The sequence below is a fragment of the Neobacillus niacini genome (assembly GCF_019749295.1).
Classification (GTDB): domain Bacteria; phylum Bacillota; class Bacilli; order Bacillales; family Cytobacillaceae; genus Neobacillus; species Neobacillus niacini_D.
In genome coordinates this window covers 133,927-147,768 of the sequence record NZ_JACWFG010000008.1, presented here as the reverse complement: position 1 = coordinate 147,768, position 13,842 = coordinate 133,927, and the positions used below count along the sequence as shown (strand labels likewise).

The 13,842-nt window shown below is 38.0% G+C and carries 13 protein-coding genes; 1 reads left to right on the top strand and 12 read right to left on the bottom strand.

Annotated elements, in window-relative coordinates:
* Positions 1-11: 11 nt before the first annotated feature.
* From H0184_RS12255 to H0184_RS12235, 5 genes are all read right to left on the bottom strand, one after another.
* Positions 12-1,400, bottom strand: coding sequence for a replication initiation and membrane attachment family protein (locus H0184_RS12255; protein WP_221825165.1), 1,389 nt, complete (start codon positions 1,398-1,400; stop codon positions 12-14).
* Between the two features lie 51 nt (positions 1,401-1,451).
* Positions 1,452-1,913: a transcriptional regulator NrdR gene (gene nrdR, locus H0184_RS12250; RefSeq protein WP_045523558.1), complete on the bottom strand. Its 462-nt coding sequence runs from the start codon at positions 1,911-1,913 to the stop codon at positions 1,452-1,454.
* A gap of 85 nt (positions 1,914-1,998) precedes the next feature.
* Positions 1,999-2,397: a hypothetical protein gene (locus tag H0184_RS12245; protein WP_221825163.1), complete on the bottom strand. Its 399-nt coding sequence runs from the start codon at positions 2,395-2,397 to the stop codon at positions 1,999-2,001.
* Positions 2,398-2,504: 107 nt separating this feature from the next.
* On the bottom strand, positions 2,505-2,879 hold the full coding sequence (gene speD / locus H0184_RS12240) for an adenosylmethionine decarboxylase (protein WP_221825921.1): 375 nt from the start codon (positions 2,877-2,879) through the stop codon (positions 2,505-2,507).
* 331 nt (positions 2,880-3,210) lie between these two features.
* Entirely contained in the window at positions 3,211-4,248 is a 1,038-nt protein-coding gene (locus tag H0184_RS12235; protein ID WP_221825161.1) for a glyceraldehyde-3-phosphate dehydrogenase, read from the bottom strand.
* A 196-nt stretch (positions 4,249-4,444) separates the two neighbouring features.
* On the opposite strand from H0184_RS12235, the gene H0184_RS12230 reads away from it, so the two are divergent.
* Complete coding sequence (locus H0184_RS12230; RefSeq protein WP_221825158.1) at positions 4,445-5,344, top strand: nuclease-related domain-containing protein; 900 nt, start codon at positions 4,445-4,447, stop codon at positions 5,342-5,344.
* Positions 5,345-5,831: 487 nt separating this feature from the next.
* On the opposite strand, the gene coaE is transcribed toward H0184_RS12230, so the two are convergent.
* The 7 genes from coaE to H0184_RS12195 form a co-directional block, all read right to left on the bottom strand.
* Complete coding sequence (gene coaE, locus H0184_RS12225) at positions 5,832-6,437, bottom strand: dephospho-CoA kinase (RefSeq protein WP_221825155.1); 606 nt, start codon at positions 6,435-6,437, stop codon at positions 5,832-5,834.
* A gap of 19 nt (positions 6,438-6,456) precedes the next feature.
* Positions 6,457-7,098, bottom strand: a complete 642-nt coding sequence (gene ytaF / locus H0184_RS12220) for a sporulation membrane protein YtaF (RefSeq protein ID WP_221825153.1) — start codon at positions 7,096-7,098, stop codon at positions 6,457-6,459.
* An 89-nt stretch (positions 7,099-7,187) separates the two neighbouring features.
* Entirely contained in the window at positions 7,188-8,015 is an 828-nt protein-coding gene (mutM, locus tag H0184_RS12215) for a DNA-formamidopyrimidine glycosylase (protein WP_221825151.1), read from the bottom strand.
* Positions 8,016-8,060: 45 nt separating this feature from the next.
* Positions 8,061-10,694 (bottom strand): DNA polymerase I, encoded by a 2,634-nt coding sequence (polA, locus tag H0184_RS12210; RefSeq protein WP_221825141.1) that lies wholly within the window; start codon positions 10,692-10,694, stop codon positions 8,061-8,063.
* Positions 10,695-10,712: 18 nt separating this feature from the next.
* Positions 10,713-12,476, bottom strand: coding sequence for a two-component system histidine kinase PnpS (pnpS, locus tag H0184_RS12205; RefSeq protein WP_221825139.1), 1,764 nt, complete (start codon positions 12,474-12,476; stop codon positions 10,713-10,715).
* The gene (locus tag H0184_RS12200) at positions 12,473-13,189 is read right to left on the bottom strand and encodes a response regulator transcription factor (RefSeq protein ID WP_221825119.1); all 717 of its coding nucleotides are present in this window, start codon (positions 13,187-13,189) and stop codon (positions 12,473-12,475) included. The genes pnpS and H0184_RS12200 overlap by 4 nt, the downstream gene beginning before the upstream one ends.
* Before the next feature lie 131 nt (positions 13,190-13,320).
* On the bottom strand, positions 13,321-13,797 hold the full coding sequence (locus H0184_RS12195; RefSeq protein WP_221825115.1) for a MaoC/PaaZ C-terminal domain-containing protein: 477 nt from the start codon (positions 13,795-13,797) through the stop codon (positions 13,321-13,323).
* Positions 13,798-13,842 lie beyond the last annotated feature (45 nt).

The window sequence follows — 13,842 nt, the reverse complement described above, 5'->3', positions numbered from 1 at the left end:
ATCCTCACCCCCTATTTACGAAAGGCTTTTAACTTTTCTTCTATTGCACGTTTTCTAGCTTCAATCTCTGAGTTATTTTCTTTTGTTGGCTCTTTAACACTTTCTTTTCCTTTATCATCAAACCAATCCGGCAATACTTCTGTCCGAATTGGTTTTTGTTTCGTAGCTTTCCCAGTTTTTTTACTTTCTTTAAAGCTGCGCTCTTCTTTTATAGCTGCTTCCATCGCTTCTTTCACTGTCTTTATTTTTAGACGAGCCCAATGACTAGCAATAGATTCAACAAAATTCTTTGTAAATTTCATGTCCGTTTTTCTGAGAACAACTTCAATTAACACATTTACAACACCTGGAGGAAGTTTATATTTTATCATAACTTCTTCTAAAATCTTTAAATTCGAAACTGAAGGCTCCACACCACCGGATAATTCTTTAAAAATAACAATAGGCGGAGTAGTTTCATAATAACGAATTAATTTTTCCTCTTGTGTTTTGGGTTCAGTTACTTGAACCTGGTGAACAGCAGGCTGCGTTCTATTAATAAGGCTTGGAAGTTGATCATAATTTTCAAATTGATACCAATCCCTAGCACCTTTCCTGAGGTCCTCAACATCAATTTCATCATTTTCATTAATGGCCCCTAAGATAAAGTTTTTCATTTCAAGCGGGGAGATCCCATAAAGAAATGCAAGATTACTAATAACCTCTTTCACCTTTTTCGTCAGTGCTTTTTGAGGAACCAGCGATTCATTGAGTCCAGCCATTAACATTTCAAAGTCAAAGGTTCTGGTATCAATTTGAATAGGCTTTTGATCCTGCCGCCCGATGAACTCTTTTGCAGGTTCCGCCTCCAAGTCCTCAGCATGCTCCTGCATATATTGAAGACTGCCAGGCGTTGCAGAAGCAAATACATCCTGAAATGCTCTTGTCACCTCAGAATAGTCGTCTTCCAATGGCTTTTTAGGGATGCTGAAAAAACGCTTCAGCCTTGAAAAATGGTTTTTTCCAATTTTACGATATAAATAAATATTTAACATTCCATCTAGAAAAAATTGCTCTGGACTTAATGGTGGATGCAATTCATAAATAAAAGACCGTCCACTATCATCTGTTTTTGCGTATGTTTTTAGTAAGCCGATTCCCTCAAGCTTCAACCTTGCCTCATAAATATCCTTTAAATTGACACTTAACAAATTCATCAATAAATGATGGGTGGAGGATTCAGACCACAATCTATTTTCTTCAAGCTCAGCCCATAGAGTCATATATAAGCTTAAACATGCTGAGCCGATAAGGGGCTGATACAAGAAGGTCAGTACTTTGCGATCGTATTCATGCAGCAATCCATTTGACGTAACAATGTAACGGTCAATCGGAATCAATTCCTGCCAATGCTGCGCCATTTCATTCACCCTTTAATAAAAGTAATAAAGAGCCAAAGACACTTTAGCTCCTTAGGATTTCTCCTTGTTTATCAATTCCTTTAATTCTTGAATAAAAACATTTATATCCTTAAATTGACGGTAAACCGAAGCAAATCGCACATATGCGACCTCATCAACATGCGCTAGCCTGTCCATCACCATTTCACCAATCAATTCACTTTTTATTTCTGATATCCCTTGACTGCGTAGTTCCTTTTCAACCCCTTGGGTAATATCCTCTAATTCTTTCAAAGCAACAGGGCGTTTTTCACAAGCTTTAATTAAGCCTCGTAAAATTTTATCACGGCTGAATTCTTCCCTTGTACCTTCCTTTTTGACGACAATAAGTGGAATTTCTTCGATCTTCTCGAATGTCGTAAAACGATAACCACATTCCTCACACTCACGCCTTCTACGGGTTGCACGACCCTCATCTACCGGCCGGGAATCAAGCACACGTGTACCATAATTTTGACATGAAGGGCACTTCATTTGATCAACTCCCAAATCAATCACTACATAGGTATAATTATCTACTATTTATCTTATTAAAAAGAAAACGGTAACACAAGAAGTATTATGAGCTTTTTCCAATTCCGACAAGAGTATGTAATTTATTAATTTTCTCGTAATACGAAATCAATCTTTTTCTTAAAATTGGGTACGTGCCCGTCGGCGAAAACCTTTCAGACGAAATATTAAAATCAACCGCAGTTTCCAGCCCCCTGACTGAAACAATCGTAACGATTAGAAAGCAAGGTATCGGTTTATCGATTTCCACAGCAATCTCACCATGATCTTTGGAAACCGTAATAATTTTGCAATCGGCATCCTGCCTAAATAACTCCTCAACAGACTTGAAAAGTTGATTGAATGTGGCTTTATAATAATGAGTACCTAATGAACTATCCTTATGATTGTCCGATGTTTCGATTTTTTTAGTGAAACGAGTAAAAACGTCGCGAATAATAGACATATGCAGCCTCCAGAAAATATACTTTACCCTTAGTTTACAATACTTTTGATAAAAAATAAAAAGAGGTGTACTAAAAATACACCCCTCGTTGTTTTTTATTTTATAAATTAAAGAGCTTTTGCCTGTTTTACTTGAACAGGACCCATACCACGTGGAATTTCAATATTTTCACGTGTTTGTGCATTTAAAGCTTCTGCAATATAATCTGCTGCTACATTGGGATTTAAATCTCCACATGTATACACATCAATACTTGCATATCCGTGCTCAGGGAAGCTGTGAATGGTTAAGTGAGATTCAGAAATAATTACAACACCGCTTACGCCTTGTGGTGCAAATTTATGAAAAGCTACCTCGCGAATCTCCGCACCTGATTTAAGAGCTGCCTCGACAAAAGTTTGTTCAATAAAATTCATATCATTCAATTTTTCAAAGTCGCATCCCCATAATTCAGAGATTACGTGACGTCCCATTGTTTCCATATTCATTTTTCCCCCTCTAAACATTTTCGCTTCATTCTTGAAATCCTATATTGACGGTAGCTGGTAATTACCACGGGGGAAAGTTAGTCCAAAGAGGTCCTAACCCTTTAAGTAATTAATCGTTACCTAATTTCAAGAAGTTCACGATGACTAGTATACTAAGTTTATATTTTTTTTGCAACCTATCACTCTAAGTTTTTTTACAACTTTTTAGTAATACAGTTTAAAGGGCTTATCTCCTCAGAAAAAAACAAATTTCAAACTATATTATGCAACAGTAAATGAAAAAGCCACAAAAAAAAACGCTGTCAAAAAGACAGCATTTTGGATTTTATCCAACTTTCACTGAATTCGAATTCGAATTTGCCATAAGATGTACGACATATAAAGTAAGATCTACCACGCGGGAAGAATAACCCCACTCGTTATCGTACCAAGCAAGTACTTTCACTTTCCTGTCACCCATCACCATGGTCGACAATCCATCAATGATCGCTGAGTTTGGATTTGTATTGAAATCAACAGATACAAGTGGTTCCATTGTAAAATCTAGTATTCCCTTCAACGGACCATTTTTTGCTTCAACAAACGCCTGATTTATATCATCAACCGTGACATCCTGTTTCAAGTCAACGACTAAATCTACTAGAGAAACATTTGGTGTAGGTACACGAAGTGACATCCCATGCAGTTTACCCTTAAGTTGAGGTAATACAAGTGACAGCGCTTTCGCAGCCCCTGTAGAAGTTGGGATGATAGATTGTCCACACGCTCTAGCTCTGCGTAAGTCTTTATGCGGATTGTCAATGTTACGCTGATCATTTGTATAGGAATGAATCGTTGTCATTAGTCCGTTTTCAATCCCAAACTTTTCATCTAGCACTTTGGCAACAGGTGCGAGACAGTTTGTGGTACAGGAAGCGTTTGAGATTACATCATGCTGAGTGATATCTAGTTTATCTTCATTCACTCCCATAACTATAGTGATATCTTCATCTTTCCCCGGTGCAGTAATGATTACCTTTTTCGCTCCCGCATCTAAGTGCAGACTTGCTTTATCACGTGAGTTAAATTTACCGGTGGCTTCGATAACGACGTCGATATTTAACTCTTTCCATGGAAGCTGTTCAGGATTTCGATTATTTAATAATTTTACTCGTTTCCCATTTACAATAAGCTCTTCGTCTAATGCAATGATATCGCCTTGAAATGCCCCATGGACCGTATCATATTTTATTAAATGAGCTAACGTTTCCGCTGGATAGCTCGCATTTATAGCAATTATATCAAGACTATTTTCAAGGATCGCTCTTCTAAAAACCATCCTTCCAATTCTCCCAAAACCGTTTATTGCAATTCTCGCCTTCATTACACGGCCCCTTCCGTTATATGTTATACTTATTAACTTGATTTGATGTAATTAGTATAACACATTTAACTGAATAAGTGATATATAAAGTGCGGAATTTTTTTAATGTTTTACAATATAGGCCATTTGTAACAAAACATCCATGTGTTTTAATTGGTTTATGAGATAGAATTAGAGGCAGGAAAGGAAGTGGGAGATGTTTAAAAAGACTCGTCCTATACCGTTTGAACTCATTATCTTAAGAATTTTGAGTAACCGATCAAATTTATCTGATAAGGAAAAGCTGCAGTTTTCAAATATCGAAAAGGGGTTCGAAGGAGAAGTGAAATTTGATGCATTAATTGAACATTTAGATACATTGGTTATCAATGACCTACTACTTGAAGCGGGTGACACACTATTTCAAATAGATACGTTGATTATCTTTTATGGGAAGATTTATCTTATTGATGTGAAAAATTATGAAGGAGAATATTGCTATGAATCTGACATGTTTAAAACTATAAGCGGCAGCGAAAAGAAAGATCCTATGCTTCAGTTGAATAGATGTCATTCCGCACTCCGTCAATTACTCCAAAAACATGGATACACTCTGCCTATTGATTCATTTCTAGTTTTTATTAACCCCGAATTTACCTTGTTTCAACCTTCTCACAATCCGCAGATCGTCTTACCTACACAAGTTAATTCCTATATTAAAAAGTTAAATAAAATGACTTCTAAACTAAGTGATAAGCACTTGAAAATTGCAGATTTGTTAGTGTCTTTGCATAAAACTGAAAATCCGTATGCTCGAATACCAAAATATGAGTATGACACATTGAGAAAAGGGCTGATCTGCCGGGGGTGTCACTCGTTTGATATCTCGGTATCTCGAACAAGGGTTACATGTAAAGCGTGTGGGTGTGAAGAGCGGGTGGAATCGGCTGTACTAAGGAATGTGGAGGAATTGAGGATTTTGTTTCCTGAGATTAGATTAACGACTAATCTTGTGTATGAGTGGTGTAAAGTGATTCCATCAAATAAAACGATTAGGAGGATCCTAAAGCATAACTTTAAAGCAGTTGGGAATACTAAAGAAAGCTATTATGAGTAGAAACAAAGAGTTGTTCGGTAACAATCCCTTGATTGTTACCGATTTTTAATTTAAGCCACTTTTTTGGGCACTATCCAGACCCGATTGTTACCCAATTTTGTCTCAGTTCACTTTTTCGAGCACAATCCTGACCTGATTGTTACCCAATTTTTCTTCTCATCCCACTTTCGGGCAAAATCCCGCCATGATTGTTACCCAAATTTTCATTCCCCCCTTTTTTCGGGCACAATCCCACCATGATTGTTACCCAAATTTTCTTCTCACCCCTTTTTCGAGCACAATCCCGCCATGATTGTTACCCAAATTTTCTTCTCACCCCTTTTTCGAGCACAATCCCGTCATGATTGTTACCCAAATTTTCTTCTCACCCCTTTTTCGGGCACAATCCCGCCATGATTGTTACCCAAATTTTCATTCCCCCCCTTTTTCGGGCACAATCCTAAAATATAAAAAAGAAGGGAGCTCCCCCCTTCTTTTTTCAAACCCACTATAAAGTTGTAATCCCCCACCCTATTAAAATCTCAATGAGCTGTTTTTTAGATTCAGTGATGGTTCCGTTATTATTAATGACAGCGTCAGCCAGTGGTACTTTATCTGAAAGAGGCATTTGTGATTTTATTCTGGCCTCGGCTTCTTCGAGTGATAGGTTATTTCGTTCCATCAGTCTTTTTAGCTGAATATCTCTATCTACATAGACAAGGATTGTCTTTTCTACCATATGTGTTAGTTTACTTTCAAACAGCAGCGGGATATCGAGGACGATGACTTGTTCCCCGCGTTCCTTGGCTGCTTCCACTTGACTGTTCATTCTTCTTCTGACCTCAGGATGAACAATGCCATTTAAGAGCTGTCGTTTTTCAGCGTTATGAAAAATGATTGAACCCAGTTTCACCCTATCGATATCTCCACTAGGAAGTACAATATCATCGCCAAATCCAGCAAGGATTTCTTGATAGGCTGGTTCTCCTTTTTCAACAGCGAGGCGGGCTTCTACGTCTGCATCAATGACTGTTACGGCCATTTCTTTCAGCATATTTGACACTGTACTTTTTCCACTGGCTATTCCGCCTGTTAAACCGATTACTAGTGACATACTCTTTTCCTCTCCAAAATCATAATTTCATAATGCCAATAATGATTAATAAAATCCCTGGTACAATGGTGAACTTCTGGACAAAATTAAATTTATGAAAAAAAGCACCGCTTTTTATTCCTAATAGGAGAAATAAAGAACTCATTACAGCAACACTGACAGCTAAATAAATGGGAGAGAATCCAAGCATGGCTGCCCCAATTCCAGCACCAAATGCATCGATTGATAAGGCAAAGCCCAGCATGAATGCCTCGATTCCAGTAATCGTACCCGAACGGTCAAAGTCCGCTGACATTGGTTTTCTCAAAATATTAATTGCGATTCCTAACGAGCGGATTTCAAAATTGATAATCAGCTTTTCATGTTCGAGCAGTTCAGCATCCTTTTCTTTCTCCGGCCTGAAGAATTGGTACAATACCCATGCTCCGAGAGCAATTAAGATAAATCCCCCAAGACTTGCCGTAATGCTGGGTGATAAGATATTTGCCAGGCCATGACCGATTGACACAGCAATCATTAATGAAATTGCTGAACAGGTTGCAATGATGAGAACTGATTTAAGCGGCAGTACCATTTTTCTTAGTCCATACGTAAACCCTACGCTAAAGCTATCAAGACTGAGAGCAAAAGCCAGCAGGAGAAGTGAGAACAATTGAAACATGATGTCTAGGGCTCCTTCCGTCAATCACTACGATAGTATATGGGAGGAGCCTATCCTTTGTTATTAAATTGTCAGCTCACTTCTAACGCTTAAATTTTTTGACAGCTAGGACAAAAATGAGTACCTCTGCCGCCTACAGTTGTTTTTTCCAAAGGGGTACCACACTTTTTACATGCTTCCCCTTTACGGCCATAAGCATATAGTTCAAGCTGAAACATACCAATTTCCCCTTGTGAGTTTACATAGGAGCGAATCGTACTTCCGCCTTTTTTAACAGCTTCTTCTAAAGTCTTTACAATCTCTTGATGAAGTAAGGTGATTTCAGCATCATTTAAAGAATTGGCGAGCCTTTCGGGATGGATTCCAGAACGGAATAAAGCCTCATCCACATATATGTTACCTAATCCAACAAAGACCTTTTGATCTAACAAGGCAGGTTTCAGCTTCCTATTTGTCTTCTTCAGCTTCGCAGATAAATACTCCTTTGTGAACTCATCGGAAAACGGCTCTGGCCCAAGGTCAATCAGCGGGGGTTTTAGAAATTCCTCCCCTTTTTTATACAGGTGCATCGTTCCAAATTTACGAACATCCCGATATCGCAATTCACTGCCATCGGTAAAATGAAAGATAACATGTGTATGCTTATCATAGGGTTCTTCTTTTGGATAAAGTCCATATTTACCTTCCATCCTTAAATGGGATACAAGGGCGAATGTATTTGTATAAATGATTAAAAACTTCCCTCTTCTGCCGACATCCTCAATGATTTCTCCTTTAAGGGCATCAATGAATTGTTCAACCTCTACTGGATTTTTAATAATTTTCGCCCAATGAACGGTTATGTTTTCAATTTGTTTATCCACCACAAGATTCTTTAACGTCTTTCTTACGGTTTCTACTTCTGGAAGCTCTGGCATACCGTCCTCCTTTGAATGCTAATCTCGTTGGAGCTTCTGGTTTTTCTACTTTGCGTCAAACCATGTTGGACCGTAGGAATAGTCTACTTTTAATGGCACTTTTAGTTCGAGAGCATTTTCCATTACATCTGGTACTAACTTCTTCAACGTTTCAATTTCTTCTTCTGGTGCTTCAAAAATGAGTTCATCGTGCACTTGAAGAAGAAGTCTTGTTTTCAATCCATAATCCTTCAATGCTTCAGCCATATCAATCATCGCTTTTTTGATTATATCGGCTGCACTACCTTGAATTGGGGTGTTCATCGCCGTTCTTTCCGCGAAGCTTCTAATATTAAAATTACGATGCGTAATCTCTGGAATATATCTTCTTCTTTGCAGAAGGGTTGTTACATAACCCTTTTGCTTGGCTGAATGAATGATGTCATCCATATAATCCTTTACCCCAGGATAGCTGGCAAGATAACGATCGATAAACAGCCCAGCTTCCTTACGGGTTATCCCCAGACTCTGAGAAAGTCCATAATCACTTATGCCATAGACAATCCCGAAGTTAACTGCCTTTGCCTGGCGTCTCATATTAGAGGTTACCTCTTCGGCACTCACGTGGAATACATCCATCGCTGTTTTTGTATGAATATCAAGGTCATCTTTAAAGGCCTGAATTAGTTTTTCATCACCGGCAATATCAGCCAATACCCGGAGCTCGATTTGTGAATAATCTGCCGCAAAAATAATCCAGCCAGGTTCAGATGGAACAAAGGCTTGACGGATTTTCCGGCCCTCTTCTAATCGAATCGGAATGTTTTGCAGGTTCGGATCAATCGAGCTTAATCTGCCTGTTGCGGTTAATGTCTGTTGATAGCGGGTATGAATTTTTCCTGTTTTAGGATTGATAACCTTGAGCAGTCCTTCAATATACGTTGACTGGAGCTTGCCCAGCTGGCGGTAATGAAGAATATGCTCAATGATTTCATGATCATTTGCCAGTTTCTCTAAAACATCAGCTGAAGTGGAATAACCTGTTTTCGTTTTCTTAAAAGTTGGCAGATTTAATTTTTCAAATAGAATCACACCTAATTGCTTGGTAGAGTTAATATTGAATTTTTCACCTGCTAAATCATAGATGATTCCTTCAATTTCAATAAGTCTATCGTAGAGTTCACTGCCCATTCTTTGCAGACGGTCTCTATCTACCTTAATTCCGCATGATTCCATATCAGCCAAAATGAGCGATAATGGCATTTCCAGCTCTTTAAATAATTCATATTGTTCGTTCGTTTTTAGCTCATCTTCAAGCTTTTGCTTTAAATCAAACATAGCCAGACTCTTTCGAACTAGGTGTTCAGCTAACAGAGGGGCCTCAGGTATCTTCCTTTTAGCACCTTTTCCATAAAAGGATTCGTCCGATTGAATAGACATTCCGTATTTTTTAGCAATGGTTGAAATATCATCAACTGTTTCTGAAGGATTGATAATGTATGAAGCCATCAATGTATCAAAATTGACTCCTTTAAGATGAATATCATGCCTTCGTAAAGAAACCTCGGAACGTTTTGCGTCATAGACAGTTTTCTTTTTCGTCTCATCTTCTGCCCATTTTTTAAAGCTCGGTGACTGTATGACTAGCTCTGTTGGTAAATAATAATATCCATTTTCATTTACAAGCGAGAAACCAATAATCTCGGCATAATGATAATTATCATCAAGCATTTCAACATAGAAATAATTATCATCAGCGAACAAATCGTCTGTGATCTCATCTGGCGTCACAAACTCAATCTCTTCAAGTTCAAGCTGTTCATCGGCAGCTGTGTCTCCACCTAACTTTTCTAATAAGGAATGAAAGCCAAGCTCTTTATATAAAGCAATAACATTTTCTCTTTCAAATCCCTCATAAAGAGCGTTTTCAACTGAAACTTCTACTGGGGCCTGCCTTTCAATCGTGGCAAGCTCCTTGCTCATCTTTGCTTGTTCCTTAAATTCTTCAAGCTTCTCTTTTAACTTGTTTCCTGCTACTTTATCAATTGATTCCAGTAGTGTTTCTAACGTTGAAAATTCCTTTAACAGCTTAATTGCTGTTTTCTCGCCGACACCTGGAACACCTGGAATATTATCTGAAGGGTCACCCATTAACCCCTTCATATCAATGATTTGTTCTGGAGTTAATCCGTACTTTTCCATAACATGTGCCGGAGTGTATTCCTCAATATCGGTAATCCCTTTACGAGTAATTCCTACTGTTGTATGTTCTGAGGATAGCTGCGTTAAGTCTTTATCTCCCGATATTACTTTGACTTCATAGCCCTCTTTTTCAGCAGACAATGAGAGAGTTCCGATAATGTCATCTGCCTCATAATTCTCCAGTTCATATCGCTGAATACCATATGCGTCAAGAAGCTCACGAATATATGGGAATTGCTCTGATAACTCAGGAGGTGTTTTTTGCCTTCCTCCCTTATATTCAACAAAGGTCTTATGGCGAAATGTGGTCTTCCCTGCGTCAAATGCCACCAATATATGGGATGGCTTTTCATCTTCAATGATTTTATTCAGCATCATTGTAAAGCCGTATACTGCATTTGTGTGTACACCTTTATCATTATTGAGCAGGGGCAGCGCAAAGAACGCACGGTAAGCGATACTATTCCCGTCGATTAATACTATTTTCTTCTTATCCATCCATTTACCCCTTCCAGGTTATTTAAAATATTTATGTAATTCGATGATAAATTCACTGCCTTTACCAAGCGTGCTTTTCACAGTGATATTCCCATGATGTGCTTCAACTAGATGTTTTACTATTGCTAAACCAAGACCTGTCCCACCCGAATCCCTGCTTCTTGCACGGTCCACACGATAAAATCGTTCAAAAATACGAGGAATTTCCTCTTGCTCAATTCCAACACCCGTATCCTTCACATGGATTTTCACTGTCCTTTCGTACTCAAACAATGATACTTTGACAGACCCTTGTGGCGGGGTATACAATATTGCGTTACTAATAATATTGATTAATACTTGCTTTAAGCGATCGTGGTCCCCTTGTATATATAATTCTTCCCTATTAAACTCAAGTTCAAGACCAATATCTTTAGATTTTGCTTTTTTGTTAAGCATGGTTATGACTTCTTTTATTAACTCATAGAGGTCGAAATCCTGAATGTTCAGCTTGAATTCCTGCTGCTCAATTTTAGAAAAATCGAGTAAATCCTGAATCAGTGACTGCATTCGATTGCTCTCTTTATTAATAATGGATAAAAATGCTTCTAGCGTGTCCTGATTATGCATGGCACCATCAATTAATGTTTCGGAAAAACCTTTAATTGAAGTAACGGGGGTTTTTAATTCATGTGACACGTTAGCTACAAAGTCTTTCCGCATTTGTTCCAGTTTCTTTATCTCAGTAATATCATGAAATACCAGCAGAACACCCTTCCAAGCATTATTGGTCCCTATGATTGGAATTCCGTAAACATCAAAATACCTTCTCTCAATTCCCCACGGAAGAAGAAGGTGCTTTCTTACTTTCTGTTCCGTTCGGAAAACCTCGGCTATGACATGAGAGATTTCTTCTTGATCAATTACCTCGTAATATAATTTATCTAAGAAGGCATTTGCGTCCACTCGAAAAATTTCAACATAACCCTTATTGATTAAATTAATGAATCCACGGCTATCGATTAAAAGCAGACCGGCACCCATGTTTTCAATTAGTGCACTTAAACGATCTTGCTGAATTTCTTGCGCTTTACTCATTTCTTGAAGATTTTGGGCCAGAACGTTTATAGATGTACTCAACATACTCGTTTCGTTCCGGTCATTACTTTCTACCCTTGCACGATAATTTCCATTTGCCAATTCTATGGCAGCCTTAGTAGCCGCTTCTATTGGCTTTGAGTATCTAGCTGTTATTCTATATCCAAGATAAATGAATACAATAAGCACCATTACTACGCTTATGGATAGAATCCACCAAATTTGAGAGTAAGCATCTTTCAGTTCATCTGTCTTGGTAATAATGAACAGATAGCCCTCTTTCTCTCCTGCCTTTAGAATGGGTTTCCATGAGTAGTGAATATCGTATTCTCCATGCTCAATCAGCTTGTTTTCAATATTCGATTTATCCTTTAACACTTCATTAATATTTTCTTTTATTCCGCTGATCGTAGATGGAGTCATTTTTCCGCTGTCAAAAAGGAGCACCCCTTGGGTGTTAGTAATTGCAATTCTCACATTTAGCATCTTACTTACTTTTAGTACTTCTTCATGGTTGACGGACTGCACGCCGCCGTTATTTTCGATATACATGCTAAGCAGGTTATTCTCTTTATTTAAGCGTTCATTATAGGTTTCAAGATAGTTGTTTTTAAATAACTGTCCCAACAAAATTTCTAAGCCAAGTAAGCCAATAATAATTAGGGTTACCAGAGCCACAAGGAGCTTTGTGTGGAATTTGCTCATTCACTCTTCGGCTCCTCGAGTTTATATCCTAGTCCACGGACTGTTTTAATATAAGCAGGCTTTTTTGTATCCTCCTCAATCTTTTCACGAAGATGTGAAATATGAACATCTACAATACGAGTATCGCCAGCAAATTCATAATTCCAAACCGCACTTAATAACTGGTCGCGTGTTAATACTCGATTTTTATTTTGAGCTAAATAATGAAGCAGTTCATATTCCTTTAACGTTAATTCCAATTGCTGATTTTTATAATAGGCTTCGTATTTTTCAGGGAAGATTTGAAGGTTTCCGATGACAATTATTGATCCATCACCTTGTACTGCATCTTGACTGTCAGTTTGCAACTGCACTCTTCTTAAAATCGCTTTAACTCGTGCAACCACTTCTCTTGGACTAAAAGGCTTAATCATATAATCGTCAGCACCAAGCTCTAAACCTAAAATTTTATCAAACTCATCATCCTTGGCTGTTAACATCAAAATAGGAATCATGATCTTCTGTTGACGCAGCTGTTTGCATACTTCAATTCCGTCCATCTTCGGCAGCATGAGATCTAATACAATAATATCAGGTGTTATCGTTTCAGCTAATTGCTTGCCTGTTAAACCATCCATTGCCGTGATTACGTCATAACCAGCCTGTTCCAAATTGTACTGCAACAAAGTTACAATTGACTGTTCATCGTCTACAACTAGTACCTTTTGCTTCATAAAAACCTCCGAGAGTTTTATCTATTTTTTCACCTCATTCCATTATAATATAGAAATAAAAAGATTACCCACTATCACCCTTGAGACAAAAAAAAGGAATGTGGATAATACCCTTACATTCCTTTTCCCTATTAAAAATTATCTAAAACGCCGGCATCCATTCCACCTAATCGGTAAGGAGGACATACCTTTAGCGTTCCACTAATCACCACTTCATCTTTTTCATTTGTTCCAACTACGGTAATGCGCACTGTGTGATCATCCTGATTCACTTCGACAACCTCTAACAATAACTGAACTGTTGCATAATGATAAACAGGTTTTGGAAATTGGATATCTTGGCTTAAGATGTGGCTGCCTGGACCTGGTAAGTACTTAGAAACAGCTGAGGTAATCATACCAGTCAACATAATAGATGGAACAATTGGTTTTTTGTGTGGTGTCTGGGAGGCGTAATCATGCTGAATATAGAGCGGGTTTGCATCATCCGTTAGTCCTAAATATAAAAGAATGTCCTTATCTTCAATTTTTTCGGTAAAGGCTAATTTTTCACCGACAGACATTTCTTTAATTTCTCTGCCTAACTTTCTTTTTTTGCCTAAAAGCATTACATCCACTCCTCTGTAAACGTTTTCATTTGTGGTAGAAAAAAT